Raw genomic sequence first — 25,870 nt, forward strand, 5'->3', positions numbered from 1 at the left:
GACCGGCTCATCGCATCATCGCCGCGCTGGCCTGCAGCATCTGGTCGGCCGAGGAGACGACCTTCGAGTTCATCTCATAGGCGCGCTGGGCGGCGATGAGGTCCGAGATCTCCGTCACGGCGTTGACGTTCGACTGCTCGAGATAGGACTGCAGCACCGAACCGAAGCCCTCGGCGCCCGGGATGTCGACCAGCGGCGCGCCGCTCGCGGGCGTCTCGAGGAACAGGTTGTCGCCCTTGGCCTCCAGGCCCGACTTGTTCATGAAGCGCGCCAGCTGGAGCTGTCCGAGATTCTGCGTCGCCGTCTGGCCCTGGATGGTCGCTTCGACCTCGCCGGTCGCGCTGATCGCGACGGACAGCGCGTTCGCCGGGACCGTGATGCCGGGCGCGACCACGTAGCCGTCCGCCGTCACCAGCTGACCGTTGGGGTCGAGTTCGAACGAACCGTCGCGGGTATAGGCGGTGGTTCCGTCCGGCAGGTTCACCTGGAAGAAGCCCTCGCCGCGGATCGCGACGTCGTAGGGCTTTTCGGTCGCGGCGACCGAGCCTTGGCTCATGACGCGCGGCGTGGCGACGAGCTTGACGCCCGAGCCGATGTCGACGCCGGTCGGCAGCACGGTGCCGGTGTCCGAGCTCGAGGCGCCGACGCGGCGCAGAGACTCGTAGAGCAGGTCCTGGAACTCGGCGCGCTGGCGCTTGAAGCCCGAGGTCCGCATGTTGGCGATGTTGTTCGAGATGATCTCGACGTTCATCTCCTGGGCGGCCATGCCGGTGGAGGCGGTGTAGAGGGCGCGCATCGTGGTGCTCCTTCCCGGGCCTTAGGCCGGCACGTCGGCGAGGCGCTCGATCGACGTGCGCCGCAATTCGTCCTGCCGCTCGAGCAGCGACGACAGGTCCTGATAGGAGCGGGTGACCTCGACCAGGCGGCTCATCTCCGCGATGCCCTGGACGTTCGATTTCTCGACGGCGCCCTGGATCAGCCGGGTGGCTGAGGTCACCTCCGTCGGCGTGGCGGCCGCGCTGAAGGTCGTCGAGGTCTCTTTCTTGACGCCCGCGAGGTTGGCGAAACGCACCACGCGCAGTTTGCCGCGCGTGCCCTCGCTGGTCGCGACCTGGCCGTCCTGATCGACGGTGAAGCCGGTTTCGTTCGGCGCAAGCTGGAGCGGCCCGTTGGTCGTCATGACCCGGAAGCCCTCGCTCGTGACGAGCATGCCGGTCGCGTCGACCTTGAAGGAGCCGTTGCGCGTGTAGCGGACGCCCTTGTCGCTCTCGACTTCGAAGAAGCCTTCGCCGTCGATCGCGACATCCGTGGGATCGCCGGTGGTCTGAATTTCGCCGCCGGCGAAATTCGACACCGTGGCGCGGTCCTCGACGAAGGACAGCGGGCGGTCCGGCCGCATGAAGCTGTCGTCGCGCGCCTTCGGCATCAGGAATTCGGCGAACAGCATCGAGTCGGCCTTGAAGCCGGTCGTGTTCATGTTCGCGATGTTGTTCGAGATGACGTCGAGCTCTCGCCGCAGGGCGACCTGCCGCGACAACCCGACCAGAGAGGCGTTTTCCACCACACGCTCCCGCGGTCCGATCTGCGATGTCCGGACGCGCTCGCCATCCTCCCCGACGGCATTCGCATCCCGCCACCACCGTGCAGCCGGCGTGCCAACCGCGAACTTCCCTGAGAACTGAACGGAATTGCGCGATTTTGAGCGATCCTGCGCGCGTCGCGAACGGCCTGCCGGCGCAAAATGCCCGGCAGGATTTGCCGGGCGCGGGCCGTTTCGCAAGGTTTCGTTAAGCTTTGCGACCTATCCGTTAACCATAGCCGGCGGCGGCGAAATGGGGCGTGGCCTGCGGGCGGCGGCGTGGGTGCGATGGCGGACAACGACGAGGACGGCCAGGCCTCCACGGCCAAGACCAAATCCCGAAAGAAGCTCGTCATCCTTGGCGGCGCGGGCGCTGCGGCGCTGATCATCGCCGGCGTCGGGGGCTATCTGTTCCTCGGCAAAGGCGGGGGCCACGGTGAGGATCCCGCTGCTGAGGAGAAGGTGGAGGCTCATGCGCCCGCTCCGGCGGCCGCGGCCTTCCTCGACCTGCCGGAAATGACCGTCAACCTCGCGACCGCGGACGCCCAGAAGCAGCGCTATGTCCGGCTCGCCATCGCGCTCGAGGTGGACAAGCCCGAAATGGCCGAGGCCATCAAGCCCATGATGCCGCGTGTGCTCGACAGCTTTCAGACGCATCTGCGCGAATTGCGGCCCGAAGACATCCGCGGGTCTTCGGGCGCCTATCGGCTGAAGGAAGAACTGCTGCGCCGGGTCAATGTCGCGGTCGCGCCGGCCCGCGTCGAGGCGGTTCTGTTCAAGGACATCGTGATCCAGTAGCGGCGTCCGGGGAGATCGCGACCGATGGCCGGCGAACAGAACAAGACAGACAGCGAACTCGCCGCTGAATGGGAAGCGGCGATGAACGAGCAGGTCGGCGACTCCGGGGGGATGGCCGGCGGCTGGGCTGCGGCGATGGAGGACCCCGGCCACGGCGGCTCCGACGGCGTCAAAGGCGGGGCCGACCGCGTCCTCAACCAGGACGAGGTCGACGGCTTGTTGGGGTTCAATCCCGACGAGCTCGGCCTCTCCGACCAGTCCGGCATCCGGGCGATCATCAACTCGGCGCTGGTCTCCTACGAACGCCTGCCGATGCTGGAGATCGTGTTCGACCGGCTCGTCCGGCTGCTCACGACTTCGCTGCGCAACTTCACCTCCGACAATGTCGAGGTCTCGCTCGACGGCATCCGTTCGGTGCGGTTCGGCGACTACCTGAACTCGATCCCGCTGCCCGCGATCCTGTCGGTCTTCAAGGCCGAGCAGTGGGATGGCTTCGGGCTGGTGACGGTCGACTCCGCGCTGATCTACTCGATCATCGACGTCCTGCTCGGCGGCCGGCGCGGCGTGACCAAGATGAAGGTGGAGGGTCGCCCCTACACCACGATCGAGACCAGCCTCGTACAGCGCATGATCGAGGTGGTGCTGACCGACGCGGAGCACGCCTTCAGGCCCGTCAGCCCGGTCGATTTCTCGCTCGATCGCCTCGAGACCAATCCGCGCTTCGCCGCCATCACCCGGCCGGCCAACGCCGCGATCCTGGTGACGCTGCGGGTCGACATGGAGGATCGCGGCGGCGGGATCCAGATGCTGCTGCCCTACGCCACGATCGAGCCGATCCGCGACGTGCTGCTGCAGATGTTCATGGGCGAGAAGTTCGGCCGCGACGCCACCTGGGAGGGTCATCTGGCGACCGAGATCTGGGCGGCGCAGGCGGAGGTCTCCGCGGTGCTCTACGAGAAGAAGCTGCCGCTCAGGACGATCCTCAACCTCGACGTCGGCGACACGCTGATGCTCGACATCAAGCCCGACGCGCTGGTCGAGCTGCGCTGCGGCGACGAGGTCGTGACCGAGGCGCGCATGGGCCGCTCGGGCGAGCGGGTCGCCGTGCAGGTGGCGCGGCCGCTGCGCCGCTCGCGCACCACGCTGGCGGCCTTCGAGGCCGCCGGCCAGACGCGCAAGGAGGCCTCGTGATGGAGAACTTGCTCGGGATCGCCATCGAATCGCTGGTCGCGGTGCTGCTCGCCGCCACCATCGTGTACTGCGCGGTGCTCGACCGTCGCCTGCGTCGCCTGCGCGGCGACGAGACCATGATGCGCCAGACGATCGGCGAGCTCGTCGGCGCGACGCACGCCGCGGAGCGTGCGATCGTGGCGCTGCGGGCGACAGTGGGCGCCTGCGAGGAGACGCTCGCCGAGCGCCTCGGCAAAGCGCAGGGGCTGTCGCAGGACATGGCGAGGCAGCTCGCCGCCGGCGAAGAGGTTATCGAGCGCATCACGAAGATCGCCAAGGCGGCGCGCGAGCACGCCTCCCGGGTCGCCTCGCGAGAGCAGATCGAGCAGCTCGGCGTCGAGCGCGAGGCCGCGCGGCTGGAAGCCCGCCGCAACGCTGAAGAGGAGGCGCGCGCCGCCGCAGCGCGCCGTGAGGCGCAGGAGCGCGAGCGCGCGGCCGCGCCGGCGATCAGCGCATCGGCTGCCACCGCGGCGGCCGCCGAGCTGTTCGCCTCGCGGATCCGCGCGCTGAGCCTCGGCGACGCCGCATGAGCGAACCGGCGCGCCTGCGGCTCATGCCGGTGGTGATGATCGCCGCCGGCGCGCTGCTTACGCTCAAGCTCGCGGGCCTCGCGACGCAGAGCAGCTACCTGTTTCCCGCCGCGCAGGCCGCGACCGCGGAGCCGCCCACGGCGCCGGCGGCGCCTGAGGCCAAGGGAGCGCCGCCCGAGGCTGCTTCCCAGGCGGCGAAGCCGGAGCCCAAGGGCGCCGACGCCGCGGACTCGTCTTCGCAGAAGGCTCTGCTGGAGGCGCTGCAGAAGCGACGCGAGACGCTCGACGCGCGCGCCTCTGACCTCGAGCTTCGTGAAAACCTGCTCAAGGCCGCCGAGAAGCGCCTCGAGGAGCGGCTTGACGAGCTGAAGCGCGTCGAGACCTCGGTCGCGGACGTGGATCGCAAGCGCGCCGAAGAAGAGAAAGCGCGGCTCAAGAACCTCGTCACGATGTACGAGACGATGAAGGTCAAGGAAGCGGCGCGGATCTTCGAGAAGCTCGACCCGGCGGTTCTGCTCGACGTCGCCTCGCTGATGAACCCGCGCAAGCTCTCCGAGATCATGGGCCAGATGTCGCCGGACGGCGCGCAGAAACTGACCGTCGCGCTCGCCCGGCAGGAGGTCGGCGCCCGCCCGTCCGAAGTCGTGTCCGGCGAACTGCCGAAGATCGAAGGACGGCCTACGCCTCCATAGCTCGGCCACGGTAACGGGTTGCCAACGGCTTGGCCTTAAAACTCCAGGCGCCGGCGCAGGACGCGCCGGGAGTGCGGGAGCCAAGGCATGGCGAATGGCAGGGTGAGGGCGCTCGTCGCGTGGATCGCGCTTGCGCTCTCCGGCGCCGTGGCCGGCTCTCCCGCTCTTGCCGCGAGCGCCACGGTGAGCGCCGTCATGGCGCCGGAAGGCTATGCGCGCATCGCCTTCGCCTTCGATCGGCTGCCGCGCCACCAGACGCGCCTCGTCAGCAATGTGCTCGTGGTCAGTTTCGACGAGACCGTCGACGTCGACCTCGCTCCGATCTCGCGCGCCCTTGGGTCGATCGTCAGCGTGGTGCGTCGCGATCCGGACGGCGCGGCCGTGCGGATGGCGCTCAGCAAGACTGCGAAGATTGACGCCAAGGAAGCCGGCGACACGCTGTTCGTCGACCTTCTGCCGCCGAGTTGGGTCGGCATGCCGCCGCCTCTGCCGAAGGACGTGATCGCGGCGCTCAGCCAGGAAGCCCGGGAAGGCCGCCAGATCAAGGCGGAGGAAGAGCGCCGCAGGTTCCGCCCGCTCGCGCCGCTCACCGTCTCCGGCGCGACCCACCCGACCTTCCGGCGGCTGATCTTCTCGGCGCCCGAAGACGTTCCGGTCACTTTCAAGCGCGTCGGAGACCGCGTGGCGGTCACCATTTCGGCCGATGTGACCTTCGACGTCGCGGCCGCGCGCGCCAAGCTTCCGCCGGAGCTCCCGCTCGACGTCTCGCGCGGGCCGGGATCGTTGACCGTCTATGCGCCCGCGCCCGAGGGACGCGACGTGCGCGGCTTCCGGGACGACGGGGCCTTTGTTCTCGACATCGACCGGTCGGACGCCGCACAGGCCAATGGGGCCGGCGACCTGCCGCCGCTCGCGACGGCCCTCAAGCACGCGGCTGAAAATGCGAGTGCGGCGATGGCGCCGCCCCCGCCGGACAAGCCCGAGCAGCCGGCCGGAAAGACCGACGTCGGCGAGGCCCGGCCTGAAACGCCGGCTCCAGCTCAATCCGTGGACAGCGCCGCGCAGGAGGCTGCAGGTCGCGGGCAGGCCGCAGCAGCGCAGACCGCCGCGCCCGCGCCGGCGCCAGAGGCGGCAGGGTCTCAGCAGGAGCCTTCCGCCACGCGCGTGGGTGAGACGCTGCGGCTGGTTTTCCCCTTCGGACGTCCCACGCCCGCGGCGATCTTCCGCCGCGGCGCCTCGCTATGGGCGATTTTCGACGACCCGAAGCCGCTCGATCTCAGCCGGCTGCTCAGCGATTCCCGCGGCGTGATCACCGCCGCCGACCAGACGCCGCTCGACGGCGGCCGCGCCGTTCGGTTCGAGCTCGCGAACGCGCGGCTCGTCACGGCCGGCACGATCGGCTCGGACTGGGTGGTGTCGCTCGGCGAAGACCTGTTGAGCGCGAGCGCCGCCATCGAGCTGAAGCCGGCGTTCGGCCGCGACGGCCGCGCCGCAGTGGAGGCGGAGGCTCCAGGCCTCGGCGCGATCCACATGCTGCGCGATCCCGAGATCGGCGACACGCTGGCTGTGGCGACCCTTTCCGGCCCGAGCCGCAACGTCGACCGGCCGCGCCAGTTCGTGGAATTCTCCGCGCTGGCGACAGCTCAGGGCGTGGCGATCGCCCTGATCGCCGACGACCTGCGGGTGACGGGGGATCTCGACCGGCTGCGAATCTGGCGCGACGAAGGCCTCGCTCTGTCGAGCGATGTCCCCGCAATGGCCGCCGCGGCGTCCCCGGGCGCCGGGGCGGCGGTCCTCAGCGCTGCGGCCTGGGCCGAGGAAAACGGCAGGCCGTTCGCGCAGCGCGAGAACGAACTGATGCGCGCGGCCGCGATGGCGTCGCCGGAGTCGCGCACCGCGGCGCGGCTCGCTCTGGCGCAATTCTACCAGCTCCGCGGACGGTCGGCCGATTCGATGGCCGTGCTCGGCGCGGTGCTGACGGACGACCCGGCCGCCGAGCGCGATCCGCGCGTGCCGATCCTGCGCGCCGCCGCGGAGATCGAGCTCGGTCGGCCCGAGACGGCGCTTGCGATGCTGTCGAGGCCGCAACTTGCCGCGAATCCGGAGGCGGCGCTCTGGCGGGCGGAAGCAGAGGCCGATGCGGGCCGCAGCGGCCCTGCGCGCGAGGCGCTGCGGCGCGGCGCGCCGGCGCTCGCGGCGCTGCCTGCGGTCCTGAGGGGGCGGTTCCTGGAAGACGCGGCGGCGCTGGCGCTGGACGCGGGCGACGCGCCCGCGGCGGCGGCCGAGTTCGAGCGCCTTGCGGTGCTGCCCTCGACCCGGTCGCCCGGCGCTCGGGAGCTCCTGCGCGCGCGGCTGGCGGAGGCGATGGGCCAGACCGAGCGGGCGCTTGCGGCCTACAAGGGCCTGATTCGGGGATCGAACCCGGCCGCGGCCGCGGAGGCGGAGCTGCGCGCGGTCGAACTGCGGCTGCGTCTCCACCAGATCAGCGAAAGCGACGCGATCGTTCGCCTGGAGCGGCTGGCGGCGGGCTGGCGGGGGGACTGGATCGAGGCGGAGACGCTGGCGCGGCTGATCGACCTTTACGGCCGCGGGGAGCGCTGGCGCGACGCCTTCTCGACGCTTCGCATCGCGGTCGAGGCGTTCCCGGACGCGGAGAGTTCACGGAGCCTGCAGGACAAGATGCAGGAGCGCTTCACCGAGCTTTTCCTCGGCGGCGGCGTCGACCGGATGTCGAAGCTCGACGCGCTCGCGCTGTTTTACGATTTCAAGGAGCTGAGCCCCGGCGGCAAGCGCGGCGACGAACTCGTCCGCCGGCTGGCCGACAAGCTGGTCGAGGTCGACCTGCTCGACCAGGCCGCCGAGCTTCTCAACTACCAGATCGAAAACCGCCTGACAGGGGCGGCCCGGGCCCAGGTCGCGGCGCGCGCCGCGTTGGTCTCGCTCATGAACGGCAAGCCCGCGGAAGCGGTTGAGGTGTTGCGCAAGACGCGCCAGGCGGATCTGCCGGCCTCGCTCGTCCGCGGCCGGCTGATCCTCGAGGCTCGCGCGCTCGCAGCGACCGGCAGGACCGACCTCGCGCTCGAGATGGCCGAGAGCCTGAGCGGGGCCGAAGCCCAGCAGCTCAAGGCCGACGTCTTGTGGTCAGCCCGCCGCTGGGCGGAAGCCGGCGAGGCCGCGGAGACGCTGCTCGGAAGCGCCTGGCGCGCGCCCGAGCCCCTCGCTCCGGAGCAGCGCGCGCAGGTGCTGCGGGCGGCGGTCGCGCTCTCGCTCGCCGGCGACGCGCTCGGCGTCGATCGCGTCCGGCAGAAGTTCGGCTCGAAAATGGCCGACAGCTCCGACGCCGCAACCTTCGAAGTCGTCACCGCCCCGATCAACGCGCATGGCGACGCGTTCCGCGAGATCGCCCGCTCGATCGCCTCGAGCGCCGCGTTCGACGCCTTTCTCAAGGAGTACCGTCGCCGAGCCTCCGAGGATCCGGCGGACGCCGCTCCGGTGAGGGCCTCTGCCAGCGCGGCGACGCCGTCGCGCGCCTAGCCGCAGCAGGCTTCAGCCGCCGTAGCTCTGGACCAGGCTGCCGGCGACCAGATTCCACCCGTCGACCAGCACGAAGAAGATCAGCTTGAACGGCAGCGACACGATCGCCGGCGGCAGCATCATCATGCCCATCGACATCAGCACCGACGCCACCACGAGGTCGATGACCAGGAACGGCACGAACAGCAGGAAGCCGATCTCGAAGGCGCGCCGGAGCTCCGAGATCATGAAGGCCGGCACGAGCACGCGCAGCGACACCTGATCGGGCGTCTCTGGCGCGGGCTCGCGCGACAGACCTTGGAACAGGACGAGGTCCTTCTCGCGGACATGGGCGAGCATGAAGGTGCGGAACGGCGCCACGCCGCGCTGGAACGCGGTCGCGTCGTCGATCTGGCCAGCGAGGCGCGGCGCGATTGCCTGGTCGTAGGCGGCCTGGAAGGTCGGCGCCATCACGAACGCTGTCAGGAAAAGCGCAAGCGCGGTGATCACCGAATTCGGCGGCGCTGTCTGGGTGCCGACCGCCGTGCGGAGCAGCGACAGCACCACCACGATCCGGGTGAAGCACGTCACCATCACGAGGATCGACGGCGCAAGGCTCAGCACCGTGATCAGCGCGACGATCTGCAGCGCGCGCTCGCTCACGCCGCCCTGGCCGAGATCGAGCGTCACCGTCTGCGCCACCGCCGGCGCAGCCACCGAGATGGCTGCGGCGGTCAGTCCGAAGAGAAGCGCGCGTCCGCCCCTGCCGGCGCGCATAGCGAAGCGGGCGCGGGCCTCAGGTTTTTGGCTTGCCGACATCCCGCCCGAGCAGGTTGGCCATCTCGGCTTCGAGGGCCGCAAGCGGGTCATCGTCGAGCGCGACCCCGGAGGAAGCCTCCGCCGGCGACGGGCGCGGCTCCGGCCGGACGTCGGGCGCAGCCGCAGTCGCCGGCTTGTCGCTCGGCGGCGCCATCGGCGGCATCTCGCGCGGGGTCTCCTTGGCGGGCGCAGGAGCTGGCTTCGCGGGCGCGGGCGCGGGCGCAGGGCTTGGCTTCGCGGCGGGAGCGGGCTCGGCAGCCTCAGGCTGCTTCGCCGCGGGCGGCTCGGAAGCCGCTGGCGCCTCCTTTGGAGCGTCGGCTTCAGGCTTGGGCCGCGCCTCGACAGGACGGGCGGCCGGGGTCACGGGGCGCTTCAGGGCGGCCGCGAGCCGTTCGGCGAGATCGCTCGTGCGGCCTTCCGCGGCCGCGGGGCGGGCGGCCGGGCCAGAGATGATCGGCTGAGGCGCCCGCACGGGCGCGGGGGCCGGGCGTTCCGCCGCAGGAGCGGCGGGGAGCGTCGGCTGCGCAGCGGGAGCGGGCGCGACAGGCGGGGGCGGGGCTGCCGGACGCGCCGGAGCCGGAGCCGGAGCGGCGGCTTTCGCAGGTTGCGGCGCCGCTGGCGCCGGGGCTTGCGGCGCCGGCGCAGGCTGCGGGCGCGCCGGCTGGGCGGCTTCGCGCGTGGGAACGATCGGCGGAGCCTCGACGGACTTCGGCGCCGGGCGCTGCGGCTCGGCCGGCCGAGGCTGCGGGGCGGAGACGGCGGGCGCCGGGCGCGCCGCAGGCGGCGGAACCGGCTGCGGCGGCGCCGCGCGCACGGTCGGCTCGGCGGGGGCCGCCTGCTCGCGCTGCGCGGGCAGGCCCGCCGGAACGCGCAGGATGCCGCGCTCGACCACCAGATCGTTCGGCCCGCCGATCATCACCAGATGTTCGACATTGTCGCGGCGCACGATCACCAGCCGGCGACGCCCGTCGATCGCGAGCACGTCCAGCACGCCGAGGCGCGGCTGGCGCGAGCGGCCTGCGGAGCCCATGCCGCCCGACAGTCTTTGCCCGCTGAGGCGCCGCATCAGCCAGGCTGCGAGCACCACGAGCAGGATGACGACCGCGAAGGCCAGGATGAACTTGAGAGGGGTCGGGACGTCGCCGAAGAACTGGTCGAACACGCGGTCTCACCTCAATCTCGAAAACGTCGCGGATTCCGGCGGACCGGACCCCGCGGCGGCGCGGCCGTCGAGCGCGTTCGTTCACACGAGCGCGACCCGGCTGTTCGTCATAGCCAAAGTCACCCGCAAGGTGAACGGAAACTTAACGTTCTTAACCGCGCGTTAACCATGCGGGCGGCAGATTTTGCCGGGCGGACGCGCAATCCGCGAAAATCGAATCGGGCCGGCGCCGCCGCTCTGGCATGGCGTTCCTTGCGCCTCGGGAGAAGCCGTATGGCCGGCCTTGGCGAGTTGCCGCTGCTGTCCGCACTCAAAACAAAGATGCGCTGGCAGGAGGCGCGTCAGAGCGTGCTCGCCGAAAACGTCGCTAACGCCGCGACGCCGGGCTTCCAGGCGCACGACCTGAAGCCGGTCGAAGAGGCGGCCTCTTCGGTGGCCCCCATGCAGACCAACGCCCGGCATCTTTCGCTGGCCTCGGCGGCGGGCGACGCCCCCAGGGTCGGCAGTGGATTCGAGCGCACGCCGGACGGCAACACCGTGGTGCTCGAGGAGCAGATGACCAAGGCGGCGCAGAACCAGATGGACCACCAGATGGCCGCGATGCTCTACCAGAAGAGTCTTGGTGTGCTGCGCGCCGCCCTCGGCAGGGCTTGAGGCGCGCCATGGATCTCACCCGTGCGATTGGCGTCGCCGCAGCCGGCCTGAAGGCGCAAGCCGGCCGCATGCGGATTATCGCCGAAAACCTCGCCAACGCCGATTCGGCTGCGAAGACGCCCGGCGCCGACCCCTATCGCCGCAAGGTGCCGACGCTGAAATCCGCGTTCGACGACGAGCTGTCGGCCCAGGTCGTGCGGCTCGGCCGGGTCGAGCGCGACCGCAGCGACTTCCGCGTCAAGCACGAGCCCGGCAATCCGATGGCCGACGCCAATGGCGACGTGCGGCTGCCGAACGTCGACCCGCTGATCGAGCAGATGGACATGCGCGAGGCCCAGCGCAGCTACGAGGCCAATCTCAACATGGTCGGCGCCGCGCGGAAGATGATCGTCCGCACGCTCGACATTCTGCGCGCCTGATCCGGAGACCTCAGATGACCAGCCCCGCCGCCGTCGCAGGCGCCTACGCCAACATCGCGAGCCTGGTGGGCCAGAGCGTCGGCGGCGGCGCGCCGGCGGCCGCCCAGTCTCAGGGAGGCGGCTTCGGCGAATTGTTGGAGAAATCCCTCTCCGGCATGGCCGAGCAGGGCCGCGACACGGAGGCGAAGGCGATGCAGGCCGTGGCCGGCAAGGCCGACGTGGTCGACGTCGTCACCGCGGTCGCCGAAAGCGAGCTTGCGCTCAACACGCTCGTGAGCGTCCGCGACAAGGTGATCGCGGCCTACGAAGAGATCATGCGGATGCCGATCTGAGGCAGTTCGGCGGGCGTTCCTCGAAGACAGCGCGGTCAAGATCATGAATGGAGCCGAGGTCCTCGACGTCGCGCGCGACGGCCTGTGGACGATCCTCAAGGTTGGCGGCCCGCTGATGGCGGTCACGCTCATCGTCGGCGTCGCGGTGTCGCTGATCCAGGCGCTGACCCAGATCCAGGAAATGACCCTGGTGTTCGTGCCGAAGATTCTGGCGCTGTTCGCCGCCCTGCTGATCGGGCTGCCGTTCATGGGCGACGCGCTCGCGGGACATATGGCGCGAATCGCGGGCAGGATCGTCTCCGGCGGGTGAGTCGCCGGAGCCGCGCGATCGACCGATGACCTTCGACTTCCTGCCCAACGAGGTCGCCGCCTTCGTGCTGATCCTGGCGCGGGTCGGCGCGCTGGTGATGCTTCTGCCGGCGCTCGGCGAGGAGAACGTCTCGCCGCGCTTCCGGCTGACGATCGCGGTCATGCTGTCGCTGGTGTTCTGGCCGTTCGCGCGGCCGCTCTACGCGATCGACGCCAACAATCCGGCGGCGCTGGTCGGGATGGCCGTCTCGGAGATCGCGATCGGGCTCGCGCTCGGCATGGTCGGCCGCCTCGTGATGTCGGCGCTGTCGGTCGCCGGCAACGTGATCGCGAACCAGCTGGGGCTGGGCTTCGTGATGACGGTCGACCCGACGCAGGGCCAGCAGAGCGCCATCGTCGGCACCTTCCTCACGCTTGTGGGCGTGACGCTGATCTTCACGACCGACCTGCATCATCTGGCGATCGGCGCGATCGCAGCGAGCTATGACGCCTTCCGTCCAGGCGCTTTCCCAGAGACAGGCGACGCCGCGCGGCTCGCGATCGGGGCCGCCGAGGACGCCTTCCGGATCGGCGTGCAGCTCTCGGCGCCGTTTCTCGTGTTCGGCCTGATCTTCAATCTCGGCCTCGGCGTGCTGTCGCGGCTGATGCCGCAGCTGCAGGTCTTTTTCATCGCCGCCCCGCTGTCGCTGATCGCCGGCTTCGCGCTGCTCGCGCTCGTGATCGGCGTGCTGATGGACGTCTTCATCGGCGACGTCGGCGCCACGCTCCGCATGTTGACCGGAGGCTGAGGGGCGATGGCCGAGAGCGACGAGGGCGGCGAAAAGACAGAAGAACCGACCCGCAAGAAGATCGAAGACGCGCTCAAGCGCGGCGACGTCGCCAAGAGCCAGGAGCTCAACGTCTGGTTCGGCCTCGCGGCGACCACGCTGGCGCTGTCGATTTTCGGCGACGGCGCGGCGTCGTCGCTCGCCGGCATGCTGACGCGGTTCCTCGCCGAGCCTCAGCGCTTCGCGATGGATGGAGCGTCGCTCCGCACCATGACGGGCGGCCTCGGCCTCACGATCGCGGCCGCGCTCGCGCTGCCGGTGCTGCTGCTGGCGCTGGCGGCGATCGCCGGCAATCTCGTGCAGCACCCGTTCCAGGTCACGACCGACCCGCTCGTCCCGAAGCTCTCCAAGATCTCGCCGGCCTCGGGCTTCAAGCGCCTGTTCTCGGCGGAGAGCCTCGCGAACTTCCTGAAAGGCCTGCTCAAGATCGGGATTGTCGGCGCGGTGATCTCGTCCGTCGTCTGGCCGGAGCGCGTGCGCGTCGCCTCGCTCGTGCAGGGCGATGTGGCCGGGCTGCTTCCGGTGCTGAAATCGCTGTCGCTGAAGGTGCTGGTGTCGTCGGTCGCGGTGTTCGCCGTGATCGCGCTCGCGGACTATCTCTGGCAGCGCCGGCGCTGGCGCGAGCGCCTGAAGATGACGCTTCAGGAAGTGCGCGACGAGCACAAGCAGCAGGAAGGCGACCCGCACATCAAGGCGCGCATCCGCTCGATCCGCGCGCAGCGCTCCAAGAAGCGCATGATGGCGGCGGTGCCGACGGCGACGGTGGTGATCGCCAACCCGACGCACTACGCGGTCGCGCTGAAATACGAGCCGGGCATGAACGCGCCGCTGTGCGTCGCCAAGGGCGTCGACGCCGTCGCGCTCAGGATCAGGAAGGTCGCCGAGGAGGCCGGCGTGGCGGTGATCGAGAACCCCCCGCTTGCGCGCTCGCTGCACGCGGCGATCGAGGTCGACAAGGAAATCCCCGCCGAGCACTACAAGGCGGTCGCCGAGGTCATCGGCTTCGTCATGCGCCGGAAGGGACGGCGGTGACGAGCCTGCAGGCCAAGAGCTCCATCGCTTGTTGAATCCTGCGGCCCGCAGCACCATGGTCGCGCCGTTCGGCCGGCGCCGGGCGAATCGCGCCGCGCCGCTCCACGAGGCCCGATGAGCAGCATCGCCAAGGAAGACCGCATGGCCGCCGAGCCTCCGATCGATCGCAGCGGACGGTCGGGCTCGGTCGGGCTCGTGCTGCTGCTCGCGGCGGCGCTGGTGGGCGCCGGGCTCGCGATCTCCTTTCTGAAGGGCGACGCCGCGCAGACGTGGATCCTCGCTTTGCTCGCCGTGCTGTCCGTCATCGGCGTGTTCGCGCTGTTCGCCGGCGCGCTCGGGCTGGTCAGGTTCGGCGCCCGCAGCGGTGGCGACGACCTCGCCCGCGCGATTGTCGCCACGGCCGAGGAGGGCGTCCTGGTCACCGACGCGGCCGGACGAATCATCTTCGCGAACGACGCCTATCTGCAGCTGACCCGCGCCGCCGACGCCGGCGACGCGCGGCCGGTGGAGCGCGTCTTCGCCGGCAACGCCGACGTCGCGGAGGCGATCTACCGCCTGTCTCAGGCGGCGCGCGAAGGCAAGCGGGCGTCGGAGGAGGCGCGGGCCACGCTTCCGGACGGGCTGGGCGCATGGCTGCGCATCGGCGTGCGGCCGGTGACGCGGCCGGGCGGCGGCGGCGTCGAGACGGTCTGGACGCTCGCCGACGTGACCCGCGAGCGCGAGCGCCACGAGAACGTCTTTCAGGAGCTGCAGCACGCGGTCGACTTCCTCGACCATGCGCCCGCCGGCTTCTTCGCCGCGGAAGGCGACGGCTCGATCGTCTACATGAACGCGACGCTCGCCGGCTGGCTCGACCAGGATCTGACGCGCATCGCATCGGGCGCGCTGAAGCTCGGCGACATCCTGTCCGGCGATGGCGCGGCGCTGATCGAGGCGGCCTCGCCGAAGCCCGGGACGGTGGCGACCGAGATCATCGACGTCGACCTGCGCACCCGCAGCGGGCGGTCGCTGCCGGCGCGGCTGCTGCACGCGGTGGCCTGGAGCCAGGAGGGCACGCCCAGCGCCTCGCGCACCCTGGTGCTGGACCGCGGCCCCGGCGCCGACGTCTCGGAGCCGCTGCGCGCGGCCGAGGTCCGCTTCGCCCGCTTCTTCAACAACACGCCGCTCGCGATTGCGACGGTCGACGCGCGTGGCCGCGTGCTGCGCGCCAACGCGCCCTTCGCCAAGCTGTTCGGCGACCGGCTGCGGGGCGAGGAGCAGCGCTCGGTCTACGCCGCGCTCGCCGGCGACCGCGACCGCGCGGGGCTCGAGGCCGCGATCGCCGCCGCCGCTGACGGCGCGGGCGACGTGCCGCCGGTCGACGCCGCGCTTGCCGGCGACGGCGGCCGTTCCGCGCGGCTGTTCGTCACCCGGGCCGACGACGGCGAGGATGAGGACCACGAGGCTGCGGTCGTCTACGCGCTCGACACCACCGACCAACGCGCGCTCGAGGCCAAGTTCGCGCAGAGCCAGAAGATGACCGCCGTGGGGCAGCTCGCCGGCGGCGTGGCGCACGACTTCAACAACGTGCTGACCGCCATCATCGGATACTCCGACCTGCTGCTGGCGAACCACCGGCCGACCGACCCGTCCTTCCAGGACATCATGCAGATCAAGCAGAACGCCAACCGGGCCGCGAGCCTGGTGCGGCAGCTGCTCGCCTTCTCGCGCCGGCAGACGCTGCGGCCGCAGGTGATCGCGCTCGGCGACGTGCTGGCGGAGCTCCGAATGCTGCTCTCCCGCCTCGTCGGCGAGAAGGTCAAGCTCGAGCTCGTGCACGGCCGCGACCTGTGGCTGGTGAAGGCCGACCTCAACCAGTTCGAGCAGGTCATCATCAACCTGGTGGTCAACGCCCGCGACGCGATGGTCGACGGCGGCTCGGTGACGATCCGCACCCGCAACGTCGCCGCGGCCGAGGCGCCCGGCCTCGGGCATTTCGAGCTGCCGGCGGCCGATTACGTGATGATCGACGTCGAAGACACCGGCCCCGGCGTTCCGCCCGAGATCATCGACAAGATCTTCGAGCCGTTCTTCTCGACCAAGGAGGTCGGCAAGGGCACCGGCCTCGGCCTCTCGACCGTCTATGGCATCGTCAAGCAGACCGACGGCTTCGTGTTTGCGCTGTCGGAGCCCGGGCGAGGCGCGACCTTCAGGATCCTGCTGCCGCGTCACATTCCGGACGAGGCCGAGCAGGCCAAGCCCGCCGCGGCCGTTGCGGCGGCGCCGCAGGACATGACCGGCCGCGGCACCGTGCTGCTGGTCGAGGACGAGGACGCCGTGCGGGCTTTCGCCTCCCGCGCGCTCGCCTCGCGCGGCTACACGGTGATCGAGGCGCGATCCGGCGTCGAGGCGCTGGAGCGCATGAAGACCGACGGCGCCGAAATCGAGCTCGTCGTGTCCGACGTGGTGATGCCCGAGATGGACGGCCCAAGTCTGCTGCGCGAGCTCCGCAAGACCCAGCCCGAGCTGAAGATCATCTTCGTCTCCGGCTATGCCGAAGACGCCTTCAAGAAGAATCTCCCGGAAGGCGAGGTGTTTGCGTTCCTGCCGAAGCCGTTCTCGCTGAAGCAGCTCGTGCAGGCCGTGAAGGAGGCCATGGGCCCCGACGCCGCTCCGGAATAGACTGAGATCAAAAGTCGAACGCCGGCGGAAAATCGACAATGCGTGGAGGACCTTAGAGGTCGCTTGCGCGACTAGAACAAAACATGTACGGTCGCTGCGTTGAAGCCCCGCCTCGGCTCATGCCATAAGGAGCGTCCCGCGATGTCCCAATCCGCACTCCGCCTCGTCGAAGGAAGCTCCATGGACAAGACCAAGGCGCTCGACGCCGCCCTGTCGCAGATCGAGCGCGCCTTCGGCAAAGGCTCGATCATGCGGCTCGGCGCCGGCCAGGCGATGGCCGAGATCGAGACCGTCTCGACCGGCTCGCTCGGCCTCGACATCGCGCTCGGCGTCGGCGGGCTGCCGCGCGGCCGCATCATCGAGATCTTTGGGCCGGAGAGCTCCGGCAAGACCACGCTCGCGCTGCACACGGTTGCGGAGGCCCAGAAGAAGGGCGGCGTCTGCGCCTTTGTGGACGCCGAGCATGCGCTCGACCCGGTCTACGCCCGTAAGCTCGGGGTCAACCTGCAGGACCTGTTGATCTCCCAGCCCGACACCGGCGAGCAGGCGCTCGAGATCGCCGACACGCTGGTGCGTTCCGGCGCGGTCGACGTGCTGGTCGTCGATTCGGTCGCAGCGCTCACCCCGCGCGCCGAGCTCGAGGGCGAGATGGGCGAGGTCCAGCCGGGCTTGCAGGCGCGGCTGATGAGCCAGGCGCTGCGCAAGCTCACTGGGTCGATCTCGAAATCCAACACTATGGTGATCTTCATCAACCAGATCCGCATGAAGATCGGCGTGATGTATGGCAGCCCGGAGACCACCACGGGCGGCAATGCGCTGAAGTTCTATGCGTCGGTCCGGCTCGACATCCGTCGCATCGGGGCGATCAAGGAGCGCGACGAGGTCGTCGGCAACCAGACGCGCGTGAAGGTCGTCAAGAACAAGGTGGCGCCGCCGTTCAAGCAGGTCGAGTTCGACATCATGTATGGCGAGGGCGTGTCCAAGACCGGCGAACTGATCGATCTCGGCGTGAAGGCCGGCATCGTCGAAAAGTCGGGCGCCTGGTACTCCTTCGACAGCCAGCGGCTCGGCCAGGGCCGTGAAAACGCCAAGGCGTTCCTCAAGGAGAACGTCGAGATCGCCCGCCGCATCGAATCCGAGGTGCGTCAGGCGTCCGGCATCATCGCCGACAAGATCTTTGATCAGGTCGATCCGAACGATCCGGAGCTCGACGCCGACTGAGCGGCGGGGCCGCGTTCGCCCTGCGGCGCGCGGTTTTCTGGACATGCGAGGAAGCTGGCGCTTAATGTGCCGCCTGCGCCCCGTGGCGCGGCCCTGATGGGCCCGCGTGACGGGGCGTCGGCCGTTCTGGCGGACCGCCTTCCAAGACATCCAGCGAGCATTTTCGGCATATGAGCGGCGTCAACGAGATCCGGAAGACCTTCGTCGACTACTTCGTGAGCGAGGGGCATGAGCATGTCCCCTCCGGCCCGCTCGTGCCGCGCAACGATCCGACGCTGATGTTCACCAGCGCCGGCATGGTGCAGTTCAAGAACCTGTTCACGGGCGTCGAGCGTCGGCCCTACAGCACCGCGACCACCGCGCAGAAATGCCTGCGCGCGGGCGGCAAGCACAACGACCTCGACAATGTCGGCTACACGGCCCGGCATCATACCTTCTTCGAGATGCTCGGGAATTTCTCGTTCGGCGACTACTTCAAGGATCGCGCGATCGAGCTCGCCTGGAATCTCGTCACCAAACATTTCGAGCTTCCGAAGGACCGGCTGCTCGTCACCGTCTATATCGACGACGACGAGGCCTATGGGCTCTGGAAGAAGATCGCGGGCCTCTCTGACGACCGCATCATCCGCATCGCCTCGTCCGACAACTTCTGGGCGGCGGGCGACACCGGGCCCTGCGGCCCGTGCTCCGAGATCTTCTTCGACCAGGGCGAGGGCGTGGCCGGCGGGCCGCCCGGCAGCGCGGACGAGGACGGCGACCGGTTCCTCGAGTTCTGGAACCTGGTGTTCATGCAGTACGACCAGGTCGCGCCGAACGACCGTCGCCCGCTGCCGCGCCCGTCGATCGACACCGGCATGGGGCTCGAGCGCATCTCCGCGATCCTGCAGGGCGTCCAGTCGAACTACGACACCGATCTGTTCCGCGCGCTGATCCGCGCGAGCGTCGAGGCGACCGGGGTGCCGGCCGAAGGGCCGACGCAGGCGAGCCACCGCGTGATCGCCGATCATCTCCGGGCGTCGAGCTTCCTGGTCGCGGAAGGCGTGCTGCCGTCGAACGAGGGCCGTGGCTATGTGCTGCGCCGGATCATGCGGCGGGCGATGCGCCATGCGCAGCTGCTCGGCGCGCGCGATCCGCTGCTGTGGCGGCTGGTGCCCGCGCTGATCCGCGAGATGGGCGGCGCCTATCCGGAGCTCATCCGCGCCGAGGCGCTCATCACCGAGACGCTGGAGCTCGAGGAAACACGCTTCCGGACGACGCTGGCGCGCGGCCTCGGCCTGCTCGAGGAAGCGTCGGAAGGTCTGGCGGGCGGCGATCGGCTGCCGGGCGAGACCGCGTTCAAGCTCTACGACACCTATGGCTTTCCGCTCGATCTGACGCAGGACGCGCTTCGGCCGCGGGGCGTGGCGGTCGACGTCGACGGCTTCAACGCCGCGATGCAGCGCCAGAAGGCTGAGGCGCGCGCCGCCTGGTCCGGCTCCGGCGAGGCGGCGACGGAGGCGGTCTGGTTCGGCGTCCGCGAGCGGGTCGGAGCGACGGAGTTCCTCGGCTACGGCGTCGAGCGCGCCGAGGGCGCAGTCGTCGCGCTGGTCAAGGACGGCCAGGAGGTCGAGCGTCTGGAAGCCGGCGAGCGCGGTCTGCTGGTCGCCAACCAGACGCCGTTCTATGGCGAGTCCGGCGGCCAGGTTGGCGATGTGGGCGAGCTTTCGGCGAAGGGCGTGAGGCTCGCGGTGAGCGATACGCAGAAGAAGCTCGGCGACCTCTTTGTCCACACGGTCGAGGTTCAGGAAGGCGCTGTGGCGGTCGGCGACGGTTTGACCTTCGAGGTCGACCACGAGCGCCGGCGCCGGATCCGCGGCAACCACTCCGCGACCCATCTGCTGCACGAGGCGCTGCGGCTCACCCTCGGCGACCACATCGCCCAGAAGGGTTCGCTCGTCGCGCCCGACCGGCTGCGCTTCGACTTCAGCCACCCGAAGCCGATCGGCGATGAGGAGCTTTCGCGGATCGAGACGCTCGCCAACGCCATTGTGCTGCAGAACGACCCGGTCACCACCCGCGTCATGGGCGTCGAGGAGGCGATGAAGTCCGGCGCCCGCGCGCTGTTCGGCGAAAAATATGGCGACGAGGTGCGGGTCGTCTCGATGGGCAAGGCCGAGGACGGCGGAAGGGCCTTTTCGGTCGAGCTCTGCGGCGGCACCCATGTGGGTGCGACCGGCGAGATCGGGCCGATCACGATCGTGGGCGAAAGCGGGGTCGCGGCCGGCGTTCGCCGGGTGGAGGCTCTGACGGGGGAGGCGGCTCGGCTGCACTTCGAGACGCAGAACGCCCGCGTCGCGGATCTGGCGGCGCTGCTGCGCGCGCCGGAGGCCGAGGTGGTGTCGCGCGTCGAGACGCTGATCGAGGAGCGCAAGCGCCTGGAGCGGGAGCTCGTCGAGGCGCGCAAGAAGCTCGCCATGGGGGGCGCCGGCGGCGGCGCGGCCGACGCGACGCGCGAGGTCGCAGGCATAAAGCTGTTCGCTCGCACCGTGGAGGGCATCGAGATGAAGGACCTCAAGGGCCTCGTCGACGAGGCCAAGAAGTCGCTCGGCTCGGGGGTCGCTGCGATCGTCGGCGTGACGTCCGAGGGCAAGGCCGGCGTGGTGGTGGGCGTGACGCAGGACCTGACGTCGAAGTTCAACGCCGTGGAGCTGGTCCGCGCGGCCTCGGCCGCTCTCGGCGGCTCGGGCGGCGGCGGCCGGCCCGACATGGCGCAGGCCGGCGGGCCGGACGGCGCCAAGGCCAATGACGCGCTCGACGCGGTCGCGGCGCGGCTCGCCGCGGCCTGAGGCGTCGCGGGCCGATTAGGCGTGCGGCGCGACCCTGTCGCGCCGCGACTGTTTTCCTCAGGAGCCGGTAGGGCCGCGTTTGCCGCGCGGCGCGACGCCGACCGCCTGCTTCAAGGTCGCCACCGCCGCCTCTGTCGTGGCGCCGGGCGTTGCGGGCTGGGCGCGGTCGCCGGCGCCGAGGGTGCGGTGAACGGCCATCGGCTCGGCGCCTTCGGCAGGCGCGGCCTGACCAGCGGAAACCTGCGTCATCGCTGCAGCCAGAAAGCCAAAGAAGAGGGCGGTCTGCTTGGTCGTCTGATCCATCGCAAGCACTCCTTACGCTGTCGCTCCTTGATGAGCGCACGCGCAATAGAAGCGCATCTGCGATGAACCCCGGCTAAATGCTTCGAGGTCATTTCATGGCGGGCGCGACCACAAGCATGAACGCCCGTTCATCACCGCCGACGCGTCGCGCGACGCGCCGGCGTACTTGTTAAGCGGTCGGGCGAGAGCTTCAGCCCATCGCCTTCTGAAGGTTCTCGTCGACCTTGTCCAGGAAGCCCTGGGTGGTCAGCCAGCCCTGCTCATGGCCGACCAGCAGCGCGAGGTCCTTGGTCATGAAGCCGCTCTCGACCGTGTCGACGCAGACCTTCTCGAGCGTCTCCGCAAAGCGCTTCAGTTCCGCGTTGTCGTCGAGCTTGGCCCGGTGGCCGAGGCCGCGCGTCCAGGCGAAGATGGAGGCGATCGAGTTGGTCGAGGTCGCCTTGCCCTTCTGGTGCTCGCGGTAGTGGCGGGTGACGGTGCCGTGCGCGGCCTCCGCCTCCATGATCTTGCCGTCGGGCGTGGTCAGCACGGAGGTCATCAGGCCGAGCGAGCCAAAGCCCTGCGCCACGGTGTCGGACTGCACGTCGCCGTCATAGTTCTTGCAGGCCCAGACATAGCCGCCGGACCACTTCAGCGCGGACGCCACCATGTCGTCGATGAGCCGGTGCTCGTACCAGATCTTCTTGGCCGCGAACTGGTCCTTGAACTCGGTGTCGTAAATCTCCTGAAAGATGTCCTTGAAGCGCCCGTCATAGGCCTTGAGGATCGTGTTCTTGGTAGACAGATAGACCGGGAAGCCGCGGCTGAGGCCGTAGTTCAGCGAGGCGCGGGCGAAGTCGCGGATCGAGTCGTCGAGGTTGTACATCGCCATCGCGACGCCTGAACCAGGCGCGTCGAACACCTCGTGCTCGATCGTCTGGCCGTCCTCGCCGACGAATTTGATCGTCAGCTTGCCCTTGCCCGGGAAGCGGAAGTCGGTCGCGCGGTACTGGTCGCCGAAGGCGTGGCGGCCGACCACGATCGGTTGCGTCCAGCCCGGCACCAGCCGCGGCACGTTCTTGCAGATGATCGGCTCGCGGAAGATCACGCCGCCGAGGATGTTGCGGATCGTGCCGTTCGGCGAGCGCCACATTTTCTTGAGGCCGAACTCCTTCACGCGGGCTTCGTCTGGCGTGATGGTGGCGCATTTCACGCCGACGCCGACCCGCTTGATCGCCTCCGCCGCCTCGACGGTGACGCGGTCGTCGGTGGCGTCCCGGTTCTCGACGCCGAGGTCGTAATATTCCAGGTCGAGATCCAGATAGGGATGGATCAGCTTGTCCTTGATCGCCTGCCAGATGATCCGGGTCATCTCGTCGCCGTCGATCTCGACGACGGGATTGGCGACTTTGATCTTCGGCATGGGCGGGACGGCCTTCCTCGGTGGCGGCGGGGCCGGCGCGGGCGCCGGGGCGACGGTCGCGACAGTCCTTAGCATCGCGGATTGGGGCGGCAAAGCCGCCGCCGCTCGCTTTCGCAGCCTACATCTTGCAATGCAGCATATGGGCGCGCCAGCCCTGCGGCATTACTTCCGGGCCTCGCCCGCCGACCCCGCTCCCTTGAAGCGACGGAATTCTCCAGATGGCCGAACTCAGGATAGCGCTCGACGAGGTGCCCCCCGCCGAAGGCGCCGGCCGTGGCGTGGTGCTGGCGGCGGCCGCTGCCTGCGGGGCGATCGTCGCGAATCTCTATTACGCCCAGCCGCTCGTCGATCTGATCGCGCGCGACCTCGGCGTCGCGGCGACGCTGGCGAGCGCCGTGGTGGCGCTCACCCAGGTCGGCTACGCGATCGGCCTCTTGGTTCTCGCGCCGCTGGTCGATCTCGTGGAGAGCCGCAGGCTGCTGACCCTCACGCTTTCGGCCGCCGCGGCCGCGCTGATCGTCGCCGCCCTGGCGCCCAACGGCGCGGTGTTCCTGTCGGCCTCCCTGCTGATCGGCGTCGCCTCCGTCGCGGCGCAGATGCTGCTCCCGCTCGTCGCCGGCATGGAACCCGAGGCGAGCCGCGGCCGTGTGGTCGGCACAATCATGAGCGGCCTGCTGTTCGGCATCCTGCTGGCGCGCCCGGTGGCGGGCGTGGTGGCGGACGCCTTGGGCTGGCGGGCCATGTTCGGCCTGTCCGCCGTGTTGATGGCCGTCACCGCCGTCGCGCTCCGCGCTCTGATCCCATCGCGCCGTCCCGAGAGCCGGATGAGCTATGGCGAACTCATCGGCTCCATGGCGGAGCTGCTCGCCCGCTACCCGACGCTGCGGCGGCGCGCGCTCTACCAGGCGACGATGTTCGCCGCCTTCAGCATCTTCTGGACCGCCTCTCCGATGCGGCTCGCCGGCGAATATGGCTGGTCGCACAGCATGATCGGCCTGTTTGCGCTCGCCGGCGCCAGCGGCGCGCTGATCGCGCCCTTCGCAGGCCGCATGGCGGACGCCGGCCATACCCGGAGCGGCACGCTCATCGCGATCGCGGCGGGCGCGGCCGGGATGGCGCTCGCGGGCTTCGACTGGACGCTCGGCCTTGCGGGCCTGCTGCTCGGCGCGATCGTGCTCGACATGGGAGTGCAGGCCAACATGATCCTCGGCCAGCGTGAGATCTACGGGCTCGACGCCGCCGCGCGCGGCCGGATCAACGGTCTTTACGTCGCGATCCTGTTTCTCGGCGGCGCCGTCGGCTCCGCGCTGACGAGCCCGGTGTTCACGCATTTCGGCTGGATCGGGGTGGCGATCGTCGGCGCGGCGCTGCCGCTCGCGGCCCTGGTCGCGGCCTGCCTGGAGCGGCCGGCCCACTGAGGGCTTGCGTCCGCGATGCGGCTTGGGCCATCTCGCGCCCCACTCTCGCGAGACCGAGGACATGGCGGGCACAGATCGCACCAAGGCAGACGCCGCAGCCCTGCTGCCGACAGGGCCGGCCGTGGTTCTGGTCGAGCCGCAGCTCGCGGAAAACGTCGGCGCCGTCGCGCGCGCCATGGCGAACTTCGCGCTCGACGATTTGCGCGTCGTGCGGGCGCCGGGCAAGACTCAAGCCGAAGGCGCCCGCACCTTCTCGGCCGGCGCGCACCACATCCTCGAGGCGGCGCGCCATTTCGACAGCCTAGAGGCGGCGGTCGCGGACGTGACGCTGCTGTTCGCCACCACGGCGCGGGAGCGCGGACAGGCGAAGCCGGTCGACGCGCCGGAGGCGGCCGCGCGGCTGATGGCGCAGCACGCCGCGGGCGGCGGGCGCGTCGGGCTGCTGTTCGGCCGCGAGCGGACCGGGCTCGAGAATGACGAGATCGCGCTTGCGAGCCGGGTGGTGACGTTTCCGGTGAACCCGGCCTACGCCAGTCTCAATCTCGCCCAGGCGGTGCTGCTCGTCGGCTATGAATGGTTCAAGGCTGCGACCGGCGGCGCGCCGGCGTTCGAGATGCCGACCCGTTCGCCGCGCGGCACGCAGGCCGAGATCGTCGCCCTGTTCGCCCATCTCGAAGGCGAGCTGGACGAGACCGGCTTCTTCCGTTCGCCCGAGAAGCGCGCCTCGATGATCCGCAACATCCGCAACATGATCCACCGCATGGATCCGTCCCGCCAGGACCTCCAGACCCTGCACGGCATGGTCGCGGCGCTGGCGGAGGGGCGACCAGGCCCGGAGGGGCGGGGACGCACTTTGCTCAAGCCGCTGAAGGACCCGGACTAGCTCTCTGTTTCAGAGGTTCTTGTATGCACATTTGTCCACGCCGGCGTGTTCGAGAGCCGCTTCGAGAGCGGCGGCAGGGGCTGCAGCCGCACCTGAACGAGGCGCTGAAGAAAGCGAAGAGCTGACGAACGCTCAGACGGCCGAGAACGCCGCTTCCGGATGAAGAGACAACATCACCCTTCGCCTGATCGCGATCGCAAGTCGATCATGAAAGATCGACAAAGCTTTTCCTGCATCTTCCGGTCCCAGCCAGCCGTCGGGGAGACGCCAGCGGCGGAAGAAGACCCAGTTGAGCTCATTGCAGCGTCGTCTTTCTAGGCTTGAGCGCGTCCGCTCAGGCGTAGGAACAGGGGCCGCGAGAGCTTTCCGGCCGAATCTGGCGTGCATTTCCTGATTGTGCGCAATGTGAGCCTTCGTGGCCGCGTCTACGTCCGTATCGGTGATCGTCACTAGGCGTTTTATGTCTTCGCGGATGTCTTTCGGAACTGTCCGAACGGCGTCTTGAACCGCGTTCGTGAAACGTGGATCAGACGTGACCTCCATCGCGCAGACGCCGGGCAGTTTCCGCCAGAACACGAGCTCCGCCGCGGCGGTCCAGCGGCCTTCCGCCAACAGCCCCAAAGCCTCCAAGACAGCTGCGGCGTCCCACTCGACATGTGCTGCAGCGAGGCCCGCTGACGCGGCTATGTTCGGTGGCGGGGGAGGAGGTCCGTCGACCGCGCGGCTGATCAACCTACGGTTCGCAATAAGAGTTGGTCGATCGTTCTTCTCAAGTCGGAAATGGAGTCGACCCTCCTGCAGGGCCAAGCCGATCACCACGCAGCAAACATCGTCCCAGCGCGGCAGGATGTCTGGGAACCGCGGCTTCGCCAGCGGAACGGCGCCCCAAGGGGTCGCTTCCGCCTGACCGAGAGCGACCAGCGCAGCGCAGCCCATCTGGTAGGCCGATGAGCACATGTCGTTGAAGCCGGGGCGATCGAGATCAGGCCGCAAATTCCGAGATAGAAATTCCGCTACCTCCTTCGGCCACGGCAATGATCGACCGTTAAGAGAGGCGTGATCTGCATTCACGGCTGGGCTCCGTTCTGCGCCCTTGTTCTACAGTGAAAACGGTTGGCAGGCGCACCTGTGATCCGCGCATAGCGCATCTCGAAGGCGAGCTCGACGACACCGGGTTCTTCCGTTCGCCAGGGAAAGGCGCCTCGACGATCCGCAACATCCGCAACATGATCCACCCCATGGATCCGTCCCGCCAGGACCC

23 protein-coding genes are annotated in these 25,870 nt (G+C 69.6%); 16 read left to right on the forward strand and 7 right to left on the reverse strand.

Going from position 1 to position 25,870, the window contains the following annotated elements:
* Positions 1-7: 7 nt before the first annotated feature.
* Both flgG and flgF read right to left on the reverse strand, forming a co-directional pair.
* Positions 8-796 carry a flagellar basal-body rod protein FlgG gene (flgG, locus tag VM780_RS16975; protein ID WP_325449482.1) on the reverse strand — a complete coding sequence of 263 codons (789 nt, stop codon included), beginning with the start codon at positions 794-796 and terminating at the stop codon, positions 8-10.
* A 21-nt stretch (positions 797-817) separates the two neighbouring features.
* On the reverse strand, positions 818-1,561 hold the full coding sequence (flgF, locus tag VM780_RS16980) for a flagellar basal-body rod protein FlgF (RefSeq protein WP_325449484.1): 744 nt from the start codon (positions 1,559-1,561) through the stop codon (positions 818-820).
* A 306-nt stretch (positions 1,562-1,867) separates the two neighbouring features.
* Here flgF and VM780_RS16985 point away from each other — a divergent pair, with 306 nt between their 5' ends.
* The 5 genes from VM780_RS16985 to VM780_RS17005 all read left to right on the forward strand — a co-directional run bounded on the left by VM780_RS16985 (position 1,868) and on the right by VM780_RS17005 (position 8,363).
* Complete coding sequence (locus tag VM780_RS16985) at positions 1,868-2,377, forward strand: flagellar basal body-associated FliL family protein (RefSeq protein ID WP_325449486.1); 510 nt, start codon at positions 1,868-1,870, stop codon at positions 2,375-2,377.
* 24 nt (positions 2,378-2,401) lie between these two features.
* Positions 2,402-3,568: a flagellar motor switch protein FliM gene (gene fliM, locus VM780_RS16990; RefSeq protein WP_325449488.1), complete on the forward strand. Its 1,167-nt coding sequence runs from the start codon at positions 2,402-2,404 to the stop codon at positions 3,566-3,568.
* Positions 3,568-4,137 carry a DUF6468 domain-containing protein gene (locus tag VM780_RS16995; RefSeq protein ID WP_325449490.1) on the forward strand — a complete coding sequence of 190 codons (570 nt, stop codon included), beginning with the start codon at positions 3,568-3,570 and terminating at the stop codon, positions 4,135-4,137. The genes fliM and VM780_RS16995 overlap by 1 nt, the downstream gene beginning before the upstream one ends.
* Positions 4,134-4,829 (forward strand): flagellar protein FlbB, encoded by a 696-nt coding sequence (locus VM780_RS17000; protein WP_325449492.1) that lies wholly within the window; start codon positions 4,134-4,136, stop codon positions 4,827-4,829. Before VM780_RS16995 ends, VM780_RS17000 begins: the two co-directional genes overlap by 4 nt.
* Positions 4,830-4,916: 87 nt before the next feature.
* Entirely contained in the window at positions 4,917-8,363 is a 3,447-nt protein-coding gene (locus VM780_RS17005; protein ID WP_325449494.1) for a hypothetical protein, read from the forward strand.
* A 12-nt stretch (positions 8,364-8,375) separates the two neighbouring features.
* Here the strand turns inward: VM780_RS17005 and fliP are convergent, their stop codons facing one another.
* Entirely contained in the window at positions 8,376-9,119 is a 744-nt protein-coding gene (gene fliP, locus VM780_RS17010) for a flagellar type III secretion system pore protein FliP (protein ID WP_325449496.1), read from the reverse strand.
* A 19-nt stretch (positions 9,120-9,138) separates the two neighbouring features.
* Positions 9,139-10,323 carry a flagellar biosynthetic protein FliO gene (locus VM780_RS17015; protein ID WP_325449498.1) on the reverse strand — a complete coding sequence of 395 codons (1,185 nt, stop codon included), beginning with the start codon at positions 10,321-10,323 and terminating at the stop codon, positions 9,139-9,141.
* Between the two features lie 273 nt (positions 10,324-10,596).
* Between VM780_RS17015 and VM780_RS17020 the strand changes: the two genes are divergently transcribed.
* The 9 genes from VM780_RS17020 (at position 10,597) to alaS (ending at position 20,603) form a co-directional block, all read left to right on the forward strand.
* On the forward strand, positions 10,597-10,977 hold the full coding sequence (locus VM780_RS17020) for a flagellar basal body protein (protein ID WP_325449500.1): 381 nt from the start codon (positions 10,597-10,599) through the stop codon (positions 10,975-10,977).
* An 8-nt stretch (positions 10,978-10,985) separates the two neighbouring features.
* The gene (gene flgC / locus VM780_RS17025) at positions 10,986-11,396 is read left to right on the forward strand and encodes a flagellar basal body rod protein FlgC (protein WP_325449502.1); all 411 of its coding nucleotides are present in this window, start codon (positions 10,986-10,988) and stop codon (positions 11,394-11,396) included.
* 14 nt (positions 11,397-11,410) lie between these two features.
* Positions 11,411-11,728 (forward strand): flagellar hook-basal body complex protein FliE, encoded by a 318-nt coding sequence (locus tag VM780_RS17030; RefSeq protein ID WP_325449504.1) that lies wholly within the window; start codon positions 11,411-11,413, stop codon positions 11,726-11,728.
* A 43-nt stretch (positions 11,729-11,771) separates the two neighbouring features.
* The gene (gene fliQ, locus VM780_RS17035) at positions 11,772-12,038 is read left to right on the forward strand and encodes a flagellar biosynthesis protein FliQ (RefSeq protein ID WP_325449506.1); all 267 of its coding nucleotides are present in this window, start codon (positions 11,772-11,774) and stop codon (positions 12,036-12,038) included.
* A 25-nt stretch (positions 12,039-12,063) separates the two neighbouring features.
* The gene (fliR, locus tag VM780_RS17040) at positions 12,064-12,825 is read left to right on the forward strand and encodes a flagellar biosynthetic protein FliR (RefSeq protein ID WP_325449508.1); all 762 of its coding nucleotides are present in this window, start codon (positions 12,064-12,066) and stop codon (positions 12,823-12,825) included.
* Positions 12,826-12,831: 6 nt separating this feature from the next.
* Positions 12,832-13,896, forward strand: a complete 1,065-nt coding sequence (gene flhB / locus VM780_RS17045; protein WP_325449510.1) for a flagellar biosynthesis protein FlhB — start codon at positions 12,832-12,834, stop codon at positions 13,894-13,896.
* A 114-nt stretch (positions 13,897-14,010) separates the two neighbouring features.
* Positions 14,011-16,557, forward strand: coding sequence for a cell cycle histidine kinase CckA (gene cckA, locus VM780_RS17050; RefSeq protein WP_325449512.1), 2,547 nt, complete (start codon positions 14,011-14,013; stop codon positions 16,555-16,557).
* Positions 16,558-16,698: 141 nt separating this feature from the next.
* Entirely contained in the window at positions 16,699-17,778 is a 1,080-nt protein-coding gene (recA, locus tag VM780_RS17055) for a recombinase RecA (RefSeq protein ID WP_325449514.1), read from the forward strand.
* Positions 17,779-17,948: 170 nt separating this feature from the next.
* Positions 17,949-20,603 carry an alanine--tRNA ligase gene (alaS, locus tag VM780_RS17060; RefSeq protein WP_325449516.1) on the forward strand — a complete coding sequence of 885 codons (2,655 nt, stop codon included), beginning with the start codon at positions 17,949-17,951 and terminating at the stop codon, positions 20,601-20,603.
* 57 nt (positions 20,604-20,660) lie between these two features.
* Here the strand turns inward: alaS and VM780_RS17065 are convergent, their stop codons facing one another.
* Positions 20,661-20,906 (reverse strand): hypothetical protein, encoded by a 246-nt coding sequence (locus VM780_RS17065; RefSeq protein ID WP_325449518.1) that lies wholly within the window; start codon positions 20,904-20,906, stop codon positions 20,661-20,663.
* A gap of 190 nt (positions 20,907-21,096) precedes the next feature.
* A complete protein-coding gene (locus tag VM780_RS17070) occupies positions 21,097-22,308 on the reverse strand; it encodes an NADP-dependent isocitrate dehydrogenase (RefSeq protein ID WP_325449520.1) in 1,212 nt (403 codons plus the stop codon).
* Between the two features lie 218 nt (positions 22,309-22,526).
* Here VM780_RS17070 and VM780_RS17075 point away from each other — a divergent pair, with 218 nt between their 5' ends.
* Both VM780_RS17075 and VM780_RS17080 read left to right on the forward strand, forming a co-directional pair.
* Positions 22,527-23,726, forward strand: coding sequence for an MFS transporter (locus tag VM780_RS17075; RefSeq protein ID WP_325449521.1), 1,200 nt, complete (start codon positions 22,527-22,529; stop codon positions 23,724-23,726).
* A 61-nt stretch (positions 23,727-23,787) separates the two neighbouring features.
* Entirely contained in the window at positions 23,788-24,609 is an 822-nt protein-coding gene (locus VM780_RS17080) for an RNA methyltransferase (protein ID WP_325449523.1), read from the forward strand.
* 132 nt (positions 24,610-24,741) lie between these two features.
* Here VM780_RS17080 and VM780_RS17085 read toward each other — a convergent pair whose 3' ends face one another.
* Complete coding sequence (locus VM780_RS17085) at positions 24,742-25,680, reverse strand: hypothetical protein (protein WP_325449525.1); 939 nt, start codon at positions 25,678-25,680, stop codon at positions 24,742-24,744.
* Positions 25,681-25,870 lie beyond the last annotated feature (190 nt).

The organism is Hansschlegelia sp., from assembly GCF_035538955.1.
Classification (GTDB): Bacteria; Pseudomonadota; Alphaproteobacteria; order Rhizobiales; family Methylopilaceae; genus Methylopila.